16 protein-coding genes and 1 tRNA gene are annotated in these 18,756 nt (G+C 33.8%); 10 read left to right on the forward strand and 7 right to left on the reverse strand.

Translation table 11 applies throughout. From position 1 onward, the window contains the following. Window positions 1-88: 88 nt before the first annotated feature. Complete coding sequence (locus HND39_10770) at window positions 89-1,315, reverse strand: carbohydrate porin (GenBank protein QKJ96723.1); 1,227 nt, start codon at window positions 1,313-1,315, stop codon at window positions 89-91. 305 nt (window positions 1,316-1,620) lie between these two features. Between HND39_10770 and HND39_10775 the strand changes: the two genes are divergently transcribed. From HND39_10775 to secG, 7 genes are all read left to right on the forward strand, one after another. Next, entirely contained in the window at window positions 1,621-2,295 is a 675-nt protein-coding gene (locus tag HND39_10775) for a succinate dehydrogenase cytochrome b subunit (GenBank protein ID QKJ96724.1), read from the forward strand. Continuing rightward, window positions 2,295-4,205 (forward strand): fumarate reductase/succinate dehydrogenase flavoprotein subunit, encoded by a 1,911-nt coding sequence (locus tag HND39_10780; protein QKJ96725.1) that lies wholly within the window; start codon window positions 2,295-2,297, stop codon window positions 4,203-4,205. Before HND39_10775 ends, HND39_10780 begins: the two co-directional genes overlap by 1 nt. Before the next feature lie 14 nt (window positions 4,206-4,219). Continuing rightward, window positions 4,220-4,975 (forward strand): succinate dehydrogenase/fumarate reductase iron-sulfur subunit, encoded by a 756-nt coding sequence (locus HND39_10785; GenBank protein ID QKJ97972.1) that lies wholly within the window; start codon window positions 4,220-4,222, stop codon window positions 4,973-4,975. 805 nt (window positions 4,976-5,780) lie between these two features. Next, a complete protein-coding gene (locus HND39_10790) occupies window positions 5,781-7,208 on the forward strand; it encodes a hypothetical protein (GenBank protein ID QKJ96726.1) in 1,428 nt (475 codons plus the stop codon). Beyond that, window positions 7,208-8,200: a GTPase ObgE gene (obgE, locus tag HND39_10795; GenBank protein QKJ96727.1), complete on the forward strand. Its 993-nt coding sequence runs from the start codon at window positions 7,208-7,210 to the stop codon at window positions 8,198-8,200. Before HND39_10790 ends, obgE begins: the two co-directional genes overlap by 1 nt. 102 nt (window positions 8,201-8,302) lie before the next feature. Next, a tRNA-Met gene (locus tag HND39_10800) sits at window positions 8,303-8,376 on the forward strand. Between the two features lie 48 nt (window positions 8,377-8,424). Next, window positions 8,425-8,757, forward strand: coding sequence for a preprotein translocase subunit SecG (secG, locus tag HND39_10805; protein ID QKJ96728.1), 333 nt, complete (start codon window positions 8,425-8,427; stop codon window positions 8,755-8,757). Window positions 8,758-8,802: 45 nt separating this feature from the next. On the opposite strand, the gene dacB is transcribed toward secG, so the two are convergent. Further along, window positions 8,803-10,056, reverse strand: coding sequence for a D-alanyl-D-alanine carboxypeptidase/D-alanyl-D-alanine-endopeptidase (dacB, locus tag HND39_10810; GenBank protein QKJ96729.1), 1,254 nt, complete (start codon window positions 10,054-10,056; stop codon window positions 8,803-8,805). Between the two features lie 158 nt (window positions 10,057-10,214). Here dacB and HND39_10815 point away from each other — a divergent pair, with 158 nt between their 5' ends. Then, window positions 10,215-11,066 (forward strand): TIGR00730 family Rossman fold protein, encoded by an 852-nt coding sequence (locus HND39_10815; GenBank protein QKJ96730.1) that lies wholly within the window; start codon window positions 10,215-10,217, stop codon window positions 11,064-11,066. A gap of 35 nt (window positions 11,067-11,101) precedes the next feature. Here the strand turns inward: HND39_10815 and rpsU are convergent, their stop codons facing one another. The 4 genes from rpsU to HND39_10835 all read right to left on the reverse strand — a co-directional run bounded on the left by rpsU (window position 11,102) and on the right by HND39_10835 (window position 14,199). After that, a complete protein-coding gene (gene rpsU / locus HND39_10820) occupies window positions 11,102-11,290 on the reverse strand; it encodes a 30S ribosomal protein S21 (GenBank protein ID QKJ96731.1) in 189 nt (62 codons plus the stop codon). A 6-nt stretch (window positions 11,291-11,296) separates the two neighbouring features. Then, a complete protein-coding gene (locus HND39_10825) occupies window positions 11,297-11,689 on the reverse strand; it encodes a hypothetical protein (protein ID QKJ96732.1) in 393 nt (130 codons plus the stop codon). Between the two features lie 165 nt (window positions 11,690-11,854). Beyond that, window positions 11,855-12,685 carry a hypothetical protein gene (locus HND39_10830; protein ID QKJ96733.1) on the reverse strand — a complete coding sequence of 277 codons (831 nt, stop codon included), beginning with the start codon at window positions 12,683-12,685 and terminating at the stop codon, window positions 11,855-11,857. Between the two features lie 14 nt (window positions 12,686-12,699). After that, a complete protein-coding gene (locus HND39_10835; GenBank protein ID QKJ96734.1) occupies window positions 12,700-14,199 on the reverse strand; it encodes a peptidase M14 in 1,500 nt (499 codons plus the stop codon). Window positions 14,200-14,258: 59 nt separating this feature from the next. On the opposite strand from HND39_10835, the gene HND39_10840 reads away from it, so the two are divergent. Further along, the gene (locus tag HND39_10840; GenBank protein ID QKJ96735.1) at window positions 14,259-14,801 is read left to right on the forward strand and encodes a thioredoxin family protein; all 543 of its coding nucleotides are present in this window, start codon (window positions 14,259-14,261) and stop codon (window positions 14,799-14,801) included. A 27-nt stretch (window positions 14,802-14,828) separates the two neighbouring features. Here the strand turns inward: HND39_10840 and HND39_10845 are convergent, their stop codons facing one another. Then, the gene (locus tag HND39_10845) at window positions 14,829-15,473 is read right to left on the reverse strand and encodes a hypothetical protein (GenBank protein ID QKJ96736.1); all 645 of its coding nucleotides are present in this window, start codon (window positions 15,471-15,473) and stop codon (window positions 14,829-14,831) included. A 121-nt stretch (window positions 15,474-15,594) separates the two neighbouring features. Here HND39_10845 and HND39_10850 point away from each other — a divergent pair, with 121 nt between their 5' ends. Continuing rightward, the gene (locus HND39_10850) at window positions 15,595-18,753 is read left to right on the forward strand and encodes a hypothetical protein (protein ID QKJ96737.1); all 3,159 of its coding nucleotides are present in this window, start codon (window positions 15,595-15,597) and stop codon (window positions 18,751-18,753) included. Window positions 18,754-18,756: the final 3 nt, after the last annotated feature.

Below are 18,756 nucleotides of genomic sequence, written 5' to 3' on the forward strand. Positions count from 1 at the left end.
CCAAAGATAATTTGTCTTTAATAGATTGGTTTAGATTAATGATTCGTTTTCAATAGCGATTCATATTTATTTAATCTTCCATAATTGATCAGAATGCTACTCCCGTTCTTAACCCTGCAGTAAAAGCGTAACTTGATTCTTGTGCAAAAATCGGATTAATGACATACTGCAGATCAGGCTGTAGTGTTAACCAGTCGAGCAACTTGAAACTATAGGTTAATTCAAGGATAGTTTCAAATATTTTCTCTACCCTCGTAATTTCTTTATACTCTTCTGCTAAATGTATTGTTGTAAAAGCTAAACCGAATACATCTGCATCCCGCTCAGGAATTAATCCTGTGTAATTAATCCCTCCTAGAATCGAAAAATCTGATTGATTAAATTTGCCGTTTGCTATTCCGAATCTTCCGAATAGAGCAAGTCCTTGCGTCTGTGATAAGTTCTCAGCGTAAACAAATTGTTCACCGCTAACATAGATTCCAAAATTACCTTTTTCATTTTTGTTGTTTGATAAATTTTCAAAATCAGATGTATAGTACCATAAACCGATCAGATATTTAGAATAGTTTTGTCCAAACTCTCTTGTCGAAGGAAAGAATATTAATTCCGTAGATAACATCGCACCTTCATCTTTATTCCATTGCACCTGAAATCCTTTCTCATCATCCAAACTTCCTGGAACACCATCGAATACGGCTGTTAATATTTTAAAAGATTCAGATAGGTTGTAATTAATTCTTAATGCTAACGATGCATAGGGGAATATAGACGGACCATTTTCTCCGCTCTGTGCAAAATCAAATCCAATCCCAAAAGATGGATTGATGAATATCCCGGAAGATTCTCTGACATCAAATTCTGAGTTAAGATCATACAAACCGATAAGGATAGAAAGATCTTCGTTTAGAAAATTCTGTTCAATCCATGCCTCGTAAAGTTTCCAATGATTCACACCAGCTATATTGCTTATACCTTGCATAGCACCAGTATTTTGCATGAAAGTCCCGCCTTGTATTCCTAAACCAGAGAGATTGAGAGATAGACCATCAGCACCAGCCAACTTATTCATATCGATTCCAGTACTAACCAGAATGTTATTGATAAATGAATCTTCTTTTTGAATTCCTCCGGAAAGATTCGAAAAATAATCACCGATGAAAGACGTGCTGAAATCAACCCCATATTTTAAAAGATAATTTTGGAAAAATAATGTCTTAGAATCTTGCAAACTCTCGTCCTGAGCAACGATAGAGTGAGTAAAAAATAAAAAAGCCATTGTGAAGTTGAACCAAATAGTAAATAGATATTTTAGCATTGATTGATCCAGAGTTAGTGGATGAATGAAGGTATCAAATTTTATTAATTCTTATCTAAACTTAATCTTAATAAGCATAATAATCAAGCGATTTTTTCTATTCAAACAATAATTAAAGCATAAAATTGATTTTATTGGATGTTAGTGATAATTTTGTTTAAGAAATTTCATCTTTTAGAAACTACATATCTAAAAATTATTGACTAATTATAACATTATCTCTCCGTGATTATATGAACCAAATAATTTTTTTTATTTCTTCAATTTTAAATTCATTTAATAATGGATGAAGAAGGAGTCTGTGCATGAGTTCAGTTACTATCTTTCTTAATTCCTCAATTGGTAAGAAGTTAATTATGGCTGTGACTGGTAGCTTTCTGATAATTTTTCTTATCGTCCATCTGATTGGAAACATTACGTTGTTTTTTGGTGCAAATGCTTTCAATGGGTACGTAGCTACTCTTGATGTTATTAAACCTCTTATCCGGGTAATTGAGGTTGTACTTCTGACGGCATTTGTATTACATATTTTTAATGGCACTAAATTGTGGATTGAGAATAAGAGAGCCCGCGGTATTAATTATAAAGTGAATGGTTCATCAGAAAATAGTAATGTTTATTCACGGACAATGTTTTTATCCGGTTCAATTATTTTCATTTTTCTGATCTCACATCTTGGAACTTTCTTTTGGAGGTTTAATGTTTACGATCCAATGGGGCTGGCAGATATTCATCAGTATTTTGATATTGTTGTTTATTTTTTCGGAATATGGTGGTATGTAATTCTTTATATAATTGCTATGATTCTGCTTGGTATCCATCTTAATCATGGTTTCCAAAGTGCATTTCAAACTTTTGGATGGAACCACAAAACATATTTTCCTCTAATTCAAAAAATTGGAACTATATACGCTGTAATTATGTCTATCGGATTTGCTTCGATGCCAGTTTATTTCTTTTTCTTTTACGGAGGTAACTAATGACAAAACTTGATTCTAAAATTCCTACTGGAAATATTTCTGAAAAATGGACTAACCACAAATTCAATATGAAACTTGTGAATCCTGCTAATAAAAGAAAGTACACAATTATTGTAGTTGGAACAGGTCTCGCTGGTGCTTCGGCTGCAGCTTCACTTGGTGAACTTGGATATAATGTTCTGGCTTTTACTTTTCATGACAGCGCAAGAAGAGCACACAGTATTGCTGCTCAGGGTGGAATAAATGCTTCCAAAAATTATCAGAATGATGGAGATTCAACATACAGGCTTTTTTATGATACTGTAAAAGGAGGCGATTTTCGTGCTCGTGAAGCCAATGTTCATCGACTGGCAGAAGTGAGTGGCAATATCATAGATCAATGTGTAGCTCAGGGAGTTCCATTTGCAAGAGAATATGGTGGTTTGCTTGATAACAGATCTTTCGGAGGGGCACAGGTATCGAGAACATTTTATGCAAGGGGACAAACAGGTCAGCAGCTTCTGCTTGGTGCAGTTAGTGCACTCAACAGGCAAGTAGGAGAGGGAAATGTTAAACTTTTTACTCGTCGCGAAATGCTTGATTTAGTCGTTATTGATGGCGCTGCTAAAGGAATTGTTTGCAGAAATCTGTTAACAGGTGAATTTGAAAAATACTCTGCTCATGCAGTTTGTCTTGCTACAGGTGGTTACTCGAATGTTTTTTTCTTATCCACCAATGCAATGAATTGTAATGTGACGGCAATCTGGCGAGCTCATAAACGAGGCGCATTTTTTGCCAATCCTTGTTTTACTCAGATACATCCAACTTGTTTACCGCTTCACGGTGATTCACAATCAAAATTAACTCTGATGAGTGAATCGTTAAGAAATGATGGCAGAGTATGGGTTTCTAAGAAAAAGCAGGATACACGAAATCCAAATGATATTCCGGAAGATGAAAGAGATTATTATCTTGAAAGAAAATATCCTTCATTCGGCAATCTTTCTCCAAGAGATATTTCTTCTCGTGCTGCAAAAGAAGTTTGTGATGAAGGTCGTGGGATAAAAGGTGGTGAAGCTGTTTACCTTGATTTTAAGGACGCAATGAAACGACTTGGAAAACATGTTATAGAAGAACGATATGGAAATCTCTTTGAAATTTATGAAACAATAACAGGTGAAAATCCTTACAATGTTCCTATGATGATTTACCCCGCACCTCATTACACAATGGGTGGATTGTGGGTTGACTATAATCTGATGAGTACGATTCCGGGATTGTTTGTTCTTGGTGAAGCTAATTTCTCTGATCATGGTGCGAACAGACTTGGAGCATCAGCTCTGATGCAAGGTTTAGCTGATGGTTATTTTGTAATTCCTTACACAATGGGAAATTATCTGGGAGGAGAAAAACCTACATTAGTTAAAACAGATCATCCTGAATTTGAAAAAGCTGCTGACGAAGTTAAAGGAATTACCAACAAACTGCTTTCGGTAAAAGGAAAACGAACGGTTGATGACATTCATAAGCAGCTTGGAAGAATTATGTGGAATAAAGTTGGAATGGCTCGCAATGAAAAAGGCTTAAAAGAAGCTGTGAATGAAATAAGAAATTTGAAAGATGAGTTCTGGAAGAATGTAACAATTCCGGGAAGTGGTGACGATGTTAATCAAACACTTGAACGTGCAGGCAGATTAGTAGATTATTTTGAATTAGGTGAATTGATGGCAATTGATGCACTGAACAGAAATGAATCTTGTGGCGGACATTTCAGAGTTGAATATCAATTTGAAGATGGAGAAGCAAAACGTGATGATGCAAATTATTCTCATGTTTCAGCCTGGGAATTTAACGGAGAAAATAAATGGAATCTTCACAAAGAACCCCTTGAATTTGAATATGTGAAACCTGCAGTAAGGAGTTACAAATAATGGAAGCAAAAAATATTAATCTAACACTTAAAATCTGGAGACAAAAAAATTTTAACTCGGCAGGCAGCTTTATTGACTATAAAATTAGTGTTTCTCCTGATGCATCCTTCCTGGAAATGCTTGACGAGTTGAATAATACTCTTGAGCTGAAGGGAGAAGAAGCCGTTCACTTTGAAAGCGATTGCCGTGAAGGTATTTGTGGAACTTGCGGATTGGTAATCAATGGAAGACCACACGGACCGCTTGCGAAAATTGCAACTTGTCAGTTACATATGAGAAATTTCAAAGATGGAGATATCATTTGGGTGGAACCTTTCAGAGCAAAAGCATTTCCCGTAATTAAAGATTTGATGGTTGACCGCTCTGGTTTTGATAAAATACTTCAGGCAGGTGGTTTCGTCTCTATTAATACTGGCGGTGTACCCGATGCTAATGCAATACCAATCTCGAAAGAAATTTCTAGCTTAGCAATGGACGCCGCAGCTTGCATTGGTTGTGGTGCCTGTGTTGCCGCATGTAAAAACGCTTCTGCAATGTTATTTGTATCAGCTAAAATTTCTCAATACGCGTTGCTTCCGCAAGGTCAACCAGAACGTTATCAACGTGTGGAGAAAATGGTAAAAGTAATGGATGAAGTAGGATTTGGTAGTTGTACAAATACTTATGCTTGTGAAGCTGAATGTCCAAAAGGAATTTCTGTCAGGAATATTGCAAGGTTGAACAGAGAGTATATCATGTCTAAAGTAAAATCTAAAGAGGAAGTGGTATAAATTAACCGAACCATCAAATAATATTCTAAAGAATCCTGCCCAAAAGCGGGATTTTTTATAGGCCTGAATTTTGGGAAATATTGGGATAAAATTTGCCTATCGTATTGTGGTTTCTTAATTTGAGACTTGAAATTTAGAGAGAAATGTGATGTTTGAAAAAGAAATAAAATTTATTGGTGATTTTTCGTTTAACCAGGTAAGAAGTCTTGGAAACACTTTTACTCTGGATAAAATAATTGCAACCGGAATTCACCCCGCTATTGTTCAATACATTTCCGCTGAGTTGGAATATATGATTTATTCTGATCGGCAGAAATTACTTCAGCAATCTTATTTTGATTATACTGGGAAAGAGATATCAGATCACTTCCAAAAAATTTCCAGCGAAATTAAAAAACAGAAAAAAATCTCTATTGATGATTCTAAAAAATTAATCTTCCAGGCAGTTTCTTTTAATATAAATTATCTCGTTCGACCCCGTTGGTCTCTTACAAAATTAATATTTAATGAGCAGCCGGTAATCTCTGCCGAAGAAATGAAAATGATGCTTAATTATTTATACTACTATGAATATTTTAAGAAAGTACTGACTGGTTATATTAGTAAAAGAAACTTAATGCAGATTTCATCCACAGAATTTGAAATAATTCTGGATAAAATTGATAATGAACTTATAAACTCAAATCAACGACAATTAGTCACTAATTCATTCATATCGATTGGAGATTTCTTTAACATAGGCGGTGTTGATAAAAATCTTCTCCCGTTAACATCCGTAGAAATATTTTGTAAAGAAAAAAATCTTTTGAACTTATTAGTTAGACTTAGAAAAGTTATTCCAAATGATGTTAAACGACGCTTTGACAGAGTTGAAATAGAAAGAATCTTATTCACGTCCGATGCCCAATTTAAGCAAGAAGACTCATCAATGTTTGAGACTGAAATTAAAACCGATGAGATGATAAACAAGATTGATGCTGAAGATGTCAAATCTGAGCAAGAGAAAGACAACACTCTTGAAAAAGATGAAATGCAAAAATCAGATTTGGAAACATTTTTAAGTCCGGAGGAGGAAGAAGCATTACTTTCTTTGTACAGTGAAGAGTCAAAAAATTCCGAAGTAGTATTAAATAAGCCCAAAAGTCAAACTGAAGAAAAAATAGTTGTTGAAGAAGAGAAAGAAATTGTTTCTTTCACTGATACTGATTCTGTGGATGATGATAATATAGAAGTTAATATTCCTGAATCTGAAAGTTATTTAGCAGAAGAATCATTATCGTATAATGAAAGTATAGAACCCGTTAATTCCGTCCCGCCATTAGAGGATATTTTAAATACAGATAAGGAACTTGATGAACTAGTTGAAGCAATTACAGAAACTAAGTCTTCAAATGATATTGAAAGCGAAGATACCATAAAAAATGAAATTGAAGAGTTAGAAGAAACTGAGATAAGTGATTCTGAAATAGAAGCCGATCAAACAAATACCTCAATCGAAAAAGAAATAGTTCAGGAAATGATAGAAGATATGTATTCAGAAAAAATATCTGATACATCTGAAATCGATGAAATTGAAGACGTTGAAATTAAATTCAATAAAGTTGATGAAGATATTAAATCAGAAGTTGTTGAAAATAAAATTGAATCACTTGAAAATGACCTGCTGAATATATTTGAGGGTTTGGACAATCTGGATTTAACACTGCCGCAAAAAGGGAAAATGTTTGAGGAAACATCAGAATTTGAAAACTCTGAAATAGATTTTGAAAAAAGTAACTTAAATGAAACACAAGCTGAGCAAAACGAAAACTTTGATGACTACTTGAACAGTATGGATGAAGTTGTCTTCTCGGAAAAAGTACCGGAGAATTTTGAAGAAAAAGCTCAAATAAAAAATGATTACGCTGAAGTAGAACAAAAAATAGAAGAAAAGACTAACGTTTTATCAGTTCAGGAGAAGAATGAAAAAACTGTGGTTCATCCAAGAAACGTTAGACCTAAAGATCTCTTTAGTTATTTGAGAAAGAAAGAAATTAAAAAAATCGTTTCTTATATTTTTGCAAATGATGAGGAAGATTTTACAAACACTGTTGAGAGGGTAATGGATTGCCACTCTTATAAAGAGGCATCCGAAATATTAAAAGCAGTATTCACCTCGTACAAAATAAGCCCTTATTCAAAAGAAGCAATTACATTCACAAACGCGGTTTCTAATTACTTCAGGCAAGCCTGATGTTTATTGATTTTGCTCTCATCGAAATTACTTCCGGAAAAGGAGGTGATGGTGCAGTTACATTCCGACGTGAAAAATATGTTCCCAAGGGAGGACCATCAGGTGGTGATGGTGGAAACGGTGGCAGTGTTATATTTATCGCAAGCAGTAATCTTCATACACTTCTGGATTTCAAGTATAAAAAAAAATATATCGCAGGCAATGGAGAAAACGGTGGCAATTCTTTAAAAGATGGAAAGAATGGCAGAGATATAATTGTTAAAGTGCCGGTTGGAACGATCATAAAAGATTCCGAAACTAATGAACTCATTGTTGATTTAGATAAAGAAGGCAACGAATTTGTTATTGCAAACGGTGGGAAAGGCGGAAGAGGGAATAGTAAATTTGCAACATCAACTAACCAAACTCCACGCTTTGCTGAAGATGGAAAATCAGGTGAGTACAAAAAAGTAATTCTGGAATTAAAATTAATTGCAGATGTTGGTCTTGTAGGATTTCCAAACGCTGGAAAGTCAACCTTAATATCGAAGATATCAGCAGCAAGACCAAAGATCGCAGACTATCCATTTACTACTCTCGAACCAAATCTTGGAATCGTTAAGTACAAAGATTTTCACAGCTTTACTGTCGCAGATATTCCAGGAATAATTGAAGGGGCATCTCATGGAAAAGGACTTGGCTATCAATTTTTAAGACATATTGAGAGGACAAAAGTTATACTTTTTTTAATTGATTGTTCATCAGATGATTTACAATCTGATTTTAAAATATTATTGAATGAATTAAAAAACTACAGTTCAAAATTAGTTCAAAAAAAAATGTTGGTATCACTATCAAAAGCTGATTTAATCGAAACCGGAACAAAGAAAAAATTATCAGCTTTCAAATTTAAAGGGATAAAAGAAAAACCATTAATCTTTTCAGCAGTTACTGGTGAGGGCTTAAACAAATTGCTTGACATCTTATGGGATTGCATCGAAAAAGAAGTGTAGTTATTCAACCATTTATTTTATAGCTTTCCAAACAATTATTCTTTGAAAATGTAGGTGAATGTGGCTATATTTGCCTCCCAATTCTGGTATATAAAACGAATTGGCGGGGTAGCTCAGTCGGTTAGAGCAGTGGAATCATAATCCACGTGTCGGGGGTTCGAATCCCTCCCCCGCTACAATAACTCAAATTGAAAGATTTAAGAAAACAGAAAAAAGGAAAAATTATGTATAGTATTCTGGTTTTAATTGCATCAATAGCAGCCGTGCTTTTAATAATAGTTGTATTAATGCAGTCGAGTAAAGGTGGTGGATTGGCAGGAACATTTGGTGGTGCAAGTAATATGGGCTCTATGTTTGGTACAAGAAGGACAGCGGATTTTCTAAGCAGAGCAACATGGTGGCTGGGTGGAATTGTAGCAGCTCTTGCTTTAGTTGCTAATTTGTTCTTCTTACCCGGAAAAGTAACACAGGAACAAAGAAGTATTATTCAGGAATCAGGCAGACAGAATATACCGCAAACTCCTTCACTTCCTCAGCAATCTCCAGTACAAGAATAAATATTAACTTTTTTTAACGAGCCCTGAAAAAATCTTTTCGGGGCTCTAATTTTTTAACTCAGCCAGATATTCCACAATTTTGTCTTGAATATTCTTGTGTTTATTTGCACCACCCTCTTTAAATTCAAACATAATACAAACAATTAAGTCATCGTCATTACTAGTTCTGATGTAGCCGGCGAGAGATGAAACTCCATTTAAAGTTCCGGTTTTCCCCCTAAAATTATTTTCGGCTAAAGTACTAATCATGCGTCTATGTAATGTACCATCAACTCCTGCAATACTGAGTGAGTTAAAAAAATCATCATACTGATCAATATTGAAATAGACTTTTTCAAGCAATCCAACTATTGCACCTGCAGTTACCTGATCAAATCTGGATATACCGGAACCGTCAACTAATTTTGTACCCGTTGAGTAAATACTATTGTCCTCAATGAAGTTAAGAATTGCCTGTGTTGAATAGAATGAATTTCCCTGACGACCGCTAAAAACCGATCCAACAGTTTTAAATAAGCATTCAGCATAAAAGTTATCACTGTGTTTATTTATTTCTTGAATTAGTTTTCGCAATTCAATTGATGATTCCAATAGTGGAATTGCATTGCCCGGAGTTTGTCCAGAAAGTGTTTTTCCATCAGACTCAATTCCAAACTCAACTAATTTTTCTTTTAGCTTTTTTGCTGCAAACAAAGGAGGATCCTGCACATTGACAAAGTAATTCCTGTATCGTCCTTTTCGCTTTTTTGAGACTATCGTTCTATTCCTGTCGATTATCAGAGCGGAAATCGGAGGCAACGTAACATTCGCTTTTTCTTCGCTGATCCAATCATCTCTTGAATAAACATTATCAAAAAAAGTATCATCTCCATAAATATTTCCTGTGATTTTTCTAAGACCTGACTGATAGAGTTTACTTACCAATTCTTCAAGATCTTCAGTTGTAAATGTGGGATTGCCAAATCCTTTTAAATAAATATTTCCATCTAATCTGCCATCTGAAAAATCTTTATCATCAGCAAATAGTTTTGTGGATATCAGATAGTCTCCGCCCATTAATTCCAATGCTGTTGCAGTTGTAAATAATTTAGTATTCGAAGCGGGGATCATACTTGTCGTATGATTAATGCTGAATAATGTATCCTGAGTCAAGGGATTGTAAATCATTACAGCCATTTTTGTACTCTTAGGTACATCCAGAATCATTTTATTCAAATGCTCAAATATTTTTTCAGGTGTTTCTGCAAATAAATTGTAACAGAACAAAACAAAGAAAAGTAACTTCAATAATGATTTCATTAAAACCCGACTGCAATAATTCAATAATTTAAATTTGAATAATTAACAATATGTTTATATTTCACATATTAAAAATGGAAATAATTATTGCCTCCAAATAAATAGTTCTGTTCACAAACATTCAACTTCTCACAAATAATTTTATATCAAAAGGTAAAATGGAAAAAACAGTTAAAGCCTATCAGGATAATGAATTCCTGAACTCTTCAGATGGAAGATCAATAAGAATTCTTGCAGAGTATCTCCAGCCAAAAAGTAAATTTAAAAAATATAAAATAATGGATACCATTGTGTTCTATGGATCGGCACGACTTAAATCCCGTAGAAATGCTTTGAAAGATTACAATAGAATAAAAAATACTAACCCAAAACAAATTGAAAATTTTGCAAAACAGTTACGTGAAGCGCAACTTTATCTTGATATGTCGAGATATTATGAAGATGCTGTTGAACTTTCAAGAAGATTAACTGAATGGTCATTGAATCTTGAAACTACAGCAAACAGGTTCATTGTGTGTACTGGTGGCGGGCCCGGAATAATGGAAGCAGCTAATAAAGGTGCAAAGAAAGCAGGAGGGTATTCTATTGGGTTGAATATCAGTATCCCGTTCGAACAATTCGTCAACAATTATGTTACACCTGATTTGAGTTTTGAATTCCATTATTTCTTTATGAGGAAATTCTGGTTTGCATATTTATCAAAAGCACTTGTTGTTTTTCCGGGTGGATTTGGAACGATGGATGAACTATTTGAGATATTGACTTTAGTTCAGACTGCAAAAGTCAGAAAGAAACTTGCTGTTATTATCTATGATAGAAAGTACTGGAGCAAAATAATTAATTTTGATGCACTTGTAGAAATGGGGATGATAAGTAATTCAGATTTAAGCTTATTCTCCATGTGTGATTCAATCGATGAAGCTTATGAAGCAGTGGTCAGGCATCTGAAAAAATATTATTCAAAAGGAAAAGAACCGACTATAATAGAACCGGTATTACATCTTAAGTAGTAATAAAAAACCCCTCGCTGTGAGGGGTTAACAAATCAATATTCATCGGATCGCTGGAAGCGACGGGCAGCTTTGATTTTTTCCATTCGTTTCTTAACAGACGGCTTTACAAAAAATGTACGCTTTTTATATTCTTTCAGAATTCCTGACCTTTCGTATTTCTTTTTAAATCGTCTGAGAGCTTTATCAATGGATTCATTTTCTCCAATAGAAATGCCAACCAAATTATTTCACCTCGCTTCTTGGTTATTTAGTGATTCAATTAATTTTTTTAAACCCGATTTTTGAAATTCAACAGATATTGAACTTTTTCCATTTGACAGAATCTCTTTTGAAAGAACTCTGCCGAAATCATCCCAATTTTCGTGGTAGATTGTCTCGCCTACTTCAAATGTGCTCAATGGCGAATATTTTTTACAATCTTCATTCTCAATCCCTTCGAGAGAAGTATTGGCACTCTTCAAAATATCACTGATATCTACCACCATTACCTGTTTACAAGATTTACATTTCGCCCATTTTTTATATTCTGATTCTTCGCCGGTTACACTGCTCGTAATTTCCATTTTTTGAATCGAACCGCACGAATTACAAAACGCTTCTATGTTTTTAATCCTAGCCATAATCAACTCTTATTTTATTCAGGCTTCTAATTTAAACTTATACTGCCCGATAGTCAAATTTTGCAGTCACTGGAATTATTGGCGAGAAGATGATTGTTTGTTTTACTTCAAAAAATGAAGATTATGAGTATTGAGACAGGAGCTTTTTATCACTGAATCTGTTAATTATCTGTAACTAAATCTTTTTCTTGCCCGTTTATTGATTTTAGCTTTAATAGCTTCTACATCCGATTTTTTTTCAATAAGATTTGCCAAAAGATTCTTTACCTCTTTTTGAATTGAGAATTCAGCCATTAATCTTTGATCATTCTGTAACGATAGAAAGAAAGTCGAATGTTGAACTTCCGGTAACTCATTATCAATTTGGCAGGAACAGTCTCTGTATTTGAAAATTAGTTTTGAAGGATCATCCGTCATACCAAGATGTTCTATCTTATCAAGATTTGATTTATCAAGTAAATACATAAACAACAATTTTCTTGCTCGAAAGATCCGTGTTGCAGCAACACCGATAGGAATATCTACTAAATCAGAAATTTTTTCATAATTAAATTGAGCTGATTCTCTCATCATTAATGGAATTCGCAGAATGGAAGGAAGCATTTGCAGAGAATCAACTATTTTTTTTGTCATTGTTTCACCGGTTAAAAATGTTGATGAGCTGCTTATTTCCATTTGGAAATTTTCTATAAAACTAAAATCAGTATTTTTATCATTTTCTTTCCCCTCATAAAATTCAATAATCTCACGCATCCAGATTCTTTCAATCCAGCTTTGCCAGTCGGCTTCATTCTTTGTTATATCGCAGTCTTCGATAGCCTCTTTGAATACCTGCTGAATTATTTTCTTTGTTGATTTTTTATCCTGCAAAATCCAATAAGTTAAATTGTAAAGTTTATCTAATAATGGCAGGGCTTCATTTGTGAACTCATTGCCGAGTTTTTGAAGTTCTTCCTTGCTTGTATTAAAACGATCTCTTAAATATTTCGAACGCATATTAAAACAGCCTGTTACTTTTCATAAATAATCGAATTGCCATTCCATTTTTCTAATTTTTGAATGTCAACTACGAATCCATTCACAATTGCATATCTGACTTCACCTTCCTTTTTAATAATGAAATTCGCAGGTTCTTCTGTTTTGATTGAAACCTCTGGAATATTCTGTTCACTCAAAAAAATATTGAAAGGGAAGTGCGAATATTCTCCATGAAAATTCTCATTCTTTAAAACTATGTTTGTGTATCCTTCCTGGTAGAGTTGAGTTGGATCTATTTTTGCAAGTTCATTCTGTGAATGAAAAATATCAACTTTTGTTTTTCCTGTTTCAACGGAATAACCTGAAAAATCAAACTCATCGTAACCGCGAAATACAGAGAGATCTCCGATATCAGCAATCTCTGCTTCAAGATAAAAATCTTTTGCTCCATTAATATTTATTTCTTCGAAGTTTATTCCTATGTCAATGGTGTATTCAATTTCATCTTTTTTAACCAGAAGGTTTCTGAGAATAACATCCATCATAAACTTTTCGTTTTGTGGAATTGTCTCATAAACATCTAATTCAGTTGTTTCATAAATATGGCTTGCAATGCTGTTAAGAGCAGATAAAATTATTATGTAATTAATTTTCCGTAGAAATTGTTTCTCGCGATCTCCTCGCCAACCACCACTTTCAAGAAGTACAACACTTGTTCCCCATTTAGTAAAATTATCTCCGACTGCTCTCGGCTCGAAATCATCCGGGTATTTTGCAATATGACCGGGAATAAATTCATTTAAAATGTTAAAGAGATTACCAATAAGTTTCATTGCTTTTAATCTTGGCTCGGTCAAACTCTTTTCATAATCCGGTGAAGGTGCAAGAAATGATATTGATGCAGGATTAAAAGAATTTCCGGCAGAATAATCTCTTCCCTGATCATGCAGGTTGAATCCAAAACCCGGTTTAATACTATCGAACACTGTTTTTAATATTTTCATTTCATTTGTTTGCTGCCTGATTACATCACGATTGAGATCAATTTCAATAATATTTCTTCTCTGGAACTTTTCAGCACCATCCGGATTTAACATTGGAATAAAATAAATGCTGAGATTGGCGAGTAAATATTTTTTGAAATCAGCAAATGAATTATCATCTGAAAAAAAATTAAAAATATCAAATAATGCTGCTGTTGCTGTTGGTTCATCGCCGTGCATTTGTGACCAGAGAAAAACTTTGGTTTTACCGGTTCCAAGTGAAATCAGGTAAATATCTCTTCCTTCAATTGATTTGCCTGCTTTATCAACTTTAAAAATATTTTTATTTTTCAGTCGTTCGATTAATGGAACAATATCAGAATGTTTAAATCGTCGTGTTGTTAAACTTTTTTCATTGAAATTTTCGTACGAATGATAAAGATCCCAGGCGAGTTGTTTTTCCTGTGCCATAATGTTTCCTGAAAATAGAATTTGAATGAGTACAAATAAAAATGAAATATTATTGATTCTGAAAAGAGATTTTTTCATAACGATTTTAATTTAATTATTAGCTTTGTTATTTACTAAAAGTAGAAGGAGTTTTTTCAATGGCGACAAATACTCTTAAGATTGGATCACCGGCGCCCGATTTTAATTTAACAGGAGTTGATGGAAAAAATTATTCATTAAAATCATTTTCAGATAAACAAGCGCTGATAATTATTTTTAGCTGCAACCATTGTCCTTATGTACAAGCTTATGAGGGAAGAATCAAACAAATTCAGGATGATTACCATGAACCTGGAGTAGAAGTTGTTGCAATCAACTCAAACGAAGCTAAAGGATATCCTGAAGATAGTTTTGAAAATATGAAGAAGCGAGCAACTGAACAGAAATTTAATTTTTTGTATTTGAGGGATGAAGAACAATCAGTTGCACGAGCATTCGATGCCACACACACACCTGAAATTTTTCTTTTTGATAAACAAAGAAAACTGGCTTTTCACGGAAAGATTGACGATAATTGGCAGAAGCCTGATAAAGTACAAAATCATTATCTGAGAAATGCACTCGATGAACTTCTTGCCGGAAAAGAAATTTCGGTGCCTGAAACTTTTACTATTGGATGTACTATCAAATGGAAGAAATGAAGAGAAGGATTAAATTGCAGAGAAATTTTAATACATAAATCCGAAATTAATCGTGATGAAGAAACCGCTCAAATAACTTTTATATCTGCCTTTTAGTATTTCAACACCTTCGTCAAGAAACTGAGCGTAGTAATATCTCACGTTTATTCCAATCAGGTTGCTTTGATCCAGACCGAAGTTCGCACCGAATCCGGCATAACCACCAGCAGCATAGTGAACTTGTGTATAAGAAAACGCTCGAAAAAATTCTTCAGCGTACGGAGTTGTTAGTGCGATCGTAGGTCCAACACCAGCACTAATATACGGACGCAGATTGTCTGTCAATTCATTTTCAAAGAAACGATATTGAGCGCCAAAAGTAAATGGAATCTGGAACACCCGGTTTTGTTTTCCAACAGTAAACGTTTGTCCATAGATATCAACGTATTCGATTTCGCGCTCATCTTTGGCTTCAGAAATGGAAACATCTCCAAACACTGTAATTTTTGTACCGAGTTGTCTTCTATAAAATCCGCCAAAACCAAATCCGCTTTCACCAATTAGCAGGTCAAATCCTAATGCATTATTTGGGAAATGCAAGGGAGGTTTAGGCGGTGCAAGTTCTCCAATCTCTTGTGAAAACAAGAGAGTAGTTGGAATTATGAACAATATTAAAAATATTAACTGATACATATTCTAATAAATATATGGTTCTAAAATAATCAACCATTGTTTATAATCAACAGAATAAATGTTGGTCTAAAGTGAGTTATAGAGATTTTTAGCTTATTTTTTCAGCGGGTAAATAACGTAAATGATTATTGCAAAACATCACATAGATAAAATTGATATTGATTTTTTAATCAATTCAAAATTGAGTGAAGGAAAAATTGATGAAGTACTATTCATTGTTCCAACTAAAAGAAAAATCCGGTATCTTACACGGGATTTGGTTTCATTAAGTCCTGCTAATTCTCTTTTCGGACTTAAAATTGAAACTATTGGTTCCTTCACAGAAAAGATTCTTACAGAAATTGATGGTAACATCGTACAGATAAGTGAGCAGGTTGCAATTCTTCATTTAAATCATTGTTTTAAAAAAGTAAATCTAAATTATTTTTCGCAATACAGAGATCAGATTCCTTTTGGTACACTTGAAAGAATAAAGAATGTGATTGCTGAGTATAAAAGGCATGGTATAACACCCAATCGTCTTAAAGAAGAAGCTAAAAAATTATCGGGAAGAGAAAAACTTAAAGCAATTGATATAGCTGAAGTATATGATGAATACCAGAAAACGCTCGCGAGAAATAAAATAAAAGAAACTGGTGATGTTTATCTTACTCTGAACTCTAAAAGCAAAAAAGAATTTGATGAGTCATTCAATTTTATTTACTCCGGATGCAAATATGTTTTAGTTAATGGATTTGATGAATTCACGGCTCCGGAAGTTGAAATTATAAATGCAGCTTCAGAAGTAAATGAGACAGAACTTTTTGTCATATTGGATTATTACAAATTTAATCCTGCAGTTTTTTCACATTTGAATTCCTGTCACAATCATCTTTTATCAAAAGGTTTTTCAGAAGCAGTAGATCTCTCAACTGCTGCTCAATCCAGGTTTTTGAACATAGTACGTGAAAATCTATCCATCAGAAAATTTGATACGAAGGAATCCAATTTTAAAGATTCAGTAAATGAAGTATCAGCAGTGAACCGGGAAGAAGAAGTTGAACTTATTGCAAAAGAGATTAAGAAACTGATATTGATCAATAAAGTTGATCCTGAAAAAATTTGTGTGGTATTTAACCTTATCGGGAATTATTCTGCAATTATTCGGGACAGGTTTAATGTTTACGGAATCCCATTCAATCTTACTGACCGATTTTCGCTTAACACATCATCACCTGTAAAAGCGGTAATCAATTTTCTCGAAATTCTTGAGAACGATTTTTTTTATAAGAATATATTCCGTGCATTGAGCAATGATTTTTTTGCCGGGTTGAACATTGATATTTCAAACCTTCTGAAAATTTCAACCGAATTAAAAATTGTTTCCGGATATGAAATATGGCTGAGTAAATTGAAATTGAAAATCTCCGAACTTTCCGCATCAGAAAATTATTCGGGCAAATCTGACAGCAAGATAAATAGCTACGAATCTGCATTATCAGATCTTGAAAAAATAAAAAAGAGTTTAAAACCCTTTGCGTTGAAAATAACTCCGGCTGAATTCAAGGAAAATTTGTTCACGTTGATATTTAATCTCAATTTTCCTTCCTCTCTGCTTAATGCTCCACCAGAAGTTATTGAGAATGACATTGCTGCTTTTAATTCCTTTTTGAAATTGATTGATGAAGTGATGGATATGATTCAACTTGAGTACGGGGAGAAAACTGCTTTCCCTGTTCATTTTTTTCTTAATCAGATAAGAACCAGCACAGTATTTACAAGATATAACGTTTCAGAAAAGCCTGGCTATGGTGTACAAATAACTACGCTTAATGAAATTCGTGGATTAAGTTTTGATTATTTATTTATTGGTGGTTTGAATGACGGGGATCTTCCGACAAGATTTACACCGGAAATATTTTTCTCGGGGTCTTTTGTTCGTGAGGAAATTCGGCACCAGGTTGAACAAAGATATTTATTCTATCAGGCTTTATGTACCTGGAAGAAAAAACTTTATCTCAGCTTTCCTCAAACTGATGACAAACGTGAACTGGTCAAATCTAGTTTTTTGCAGGATTTTAATTCTTTGTTCGAATCAAAAATAATATCAGGTAACAACTTCAAAGATGAAATCTATTCCAGGGAAGAGCTTCTTGATTTTATCGGTAAACTATCAGATAGCGAAAGATTAAATTTAAGATTAACGGACGAGTACGCAGTTGATCTCGAGACCATTAGCAGAAAAATCGAAGTGGATAAAAAAAGAATTGAAAATCCATTTCAGGAATTCGAATATGCTGGTTTTATTTCACCTGAAATTAGCAATAATGTGAAAAAGAGACTTTCTAAAGTAACAGAAGGAGAATTCTCAGCAACTCAGCTTGAAAATTATGCGAAGTGTCCCTATAAATATCTGGTAGAAAATATTCTCAAACTTGAAACCGTTGAAGAACCAAAAGAGGAACTTGAAGCATTTGAATACGGCAGTTTGATTCACTCAATACTTTATGAGTTTTATACCAAGTTGAAGGAAAAGAGTATCGTTCTTTACAATTGCAGCAAAGAACAATTTAAATCTGCAGAAGAACTATTATTTAAAATCGCAGATAGAAAATTTGATAAGTTAAATCTGAATCCCGAGTTTTCTTTTTATGAACGTGAGAAACTACTTGGCTTAAACGGAAGAAGAACGCAATCGCTTCTTTACAAATTTCTTGAAGAAGAACTTAACAATGATGGAGGATATATTCCTGAATTCTTTGAGCTAAGTTTTGGAAAAGTTAAAAATGAAGAAGTCAAAAATCAAAAAGTAAGTGAGCCTGTTAATGCTGCGGAAATAAAACTGCGTGGTAAAATAGACAGGATAGATATTAATGAAAAGAGTAAAACTTTTAAAGTGATTGATTATAAGCTTGGTGGTACAAAACCAACTTCAGAAGATCTTTCGACAGGAATTTCATTACAGCTTCCATTATATCTTTTCGCAGCAAAAGAATTAATAAAACGCGAATTGTTTGATAATTACGAACCAGCAGGTGCACAAATATTCTCACTGAAATTCAATGTGAATGATTTTGGGAAGAAGGATGTCCGGATAAAAAGAAAATCCAAAACTGAAAACGTTGAGGAAGATGTTTCCTCCTCTGAAGAAATGATTAATATTTGCCTTGAGATGATAAAAAATATTACAAAAGATATATCAAATGGAAAGTTTCATCTTTCAACATTGGAAAACCGCGAAGAAAAAGTCTGTCGCTACTGCCATTTTAAAAGGATTTGCAGAATTCAGGAAGTTGATTGATTT

The sequence above is a fragment of the Ignavibacteriota bacterium genome (genome assembly GCA_013285405.1).
Taxonomy (GTDB): Bacteria; Bacteroidota; Ignavibacteria; order Ignavibacteriales; family Ignavibacteriaceae; genus IGN2.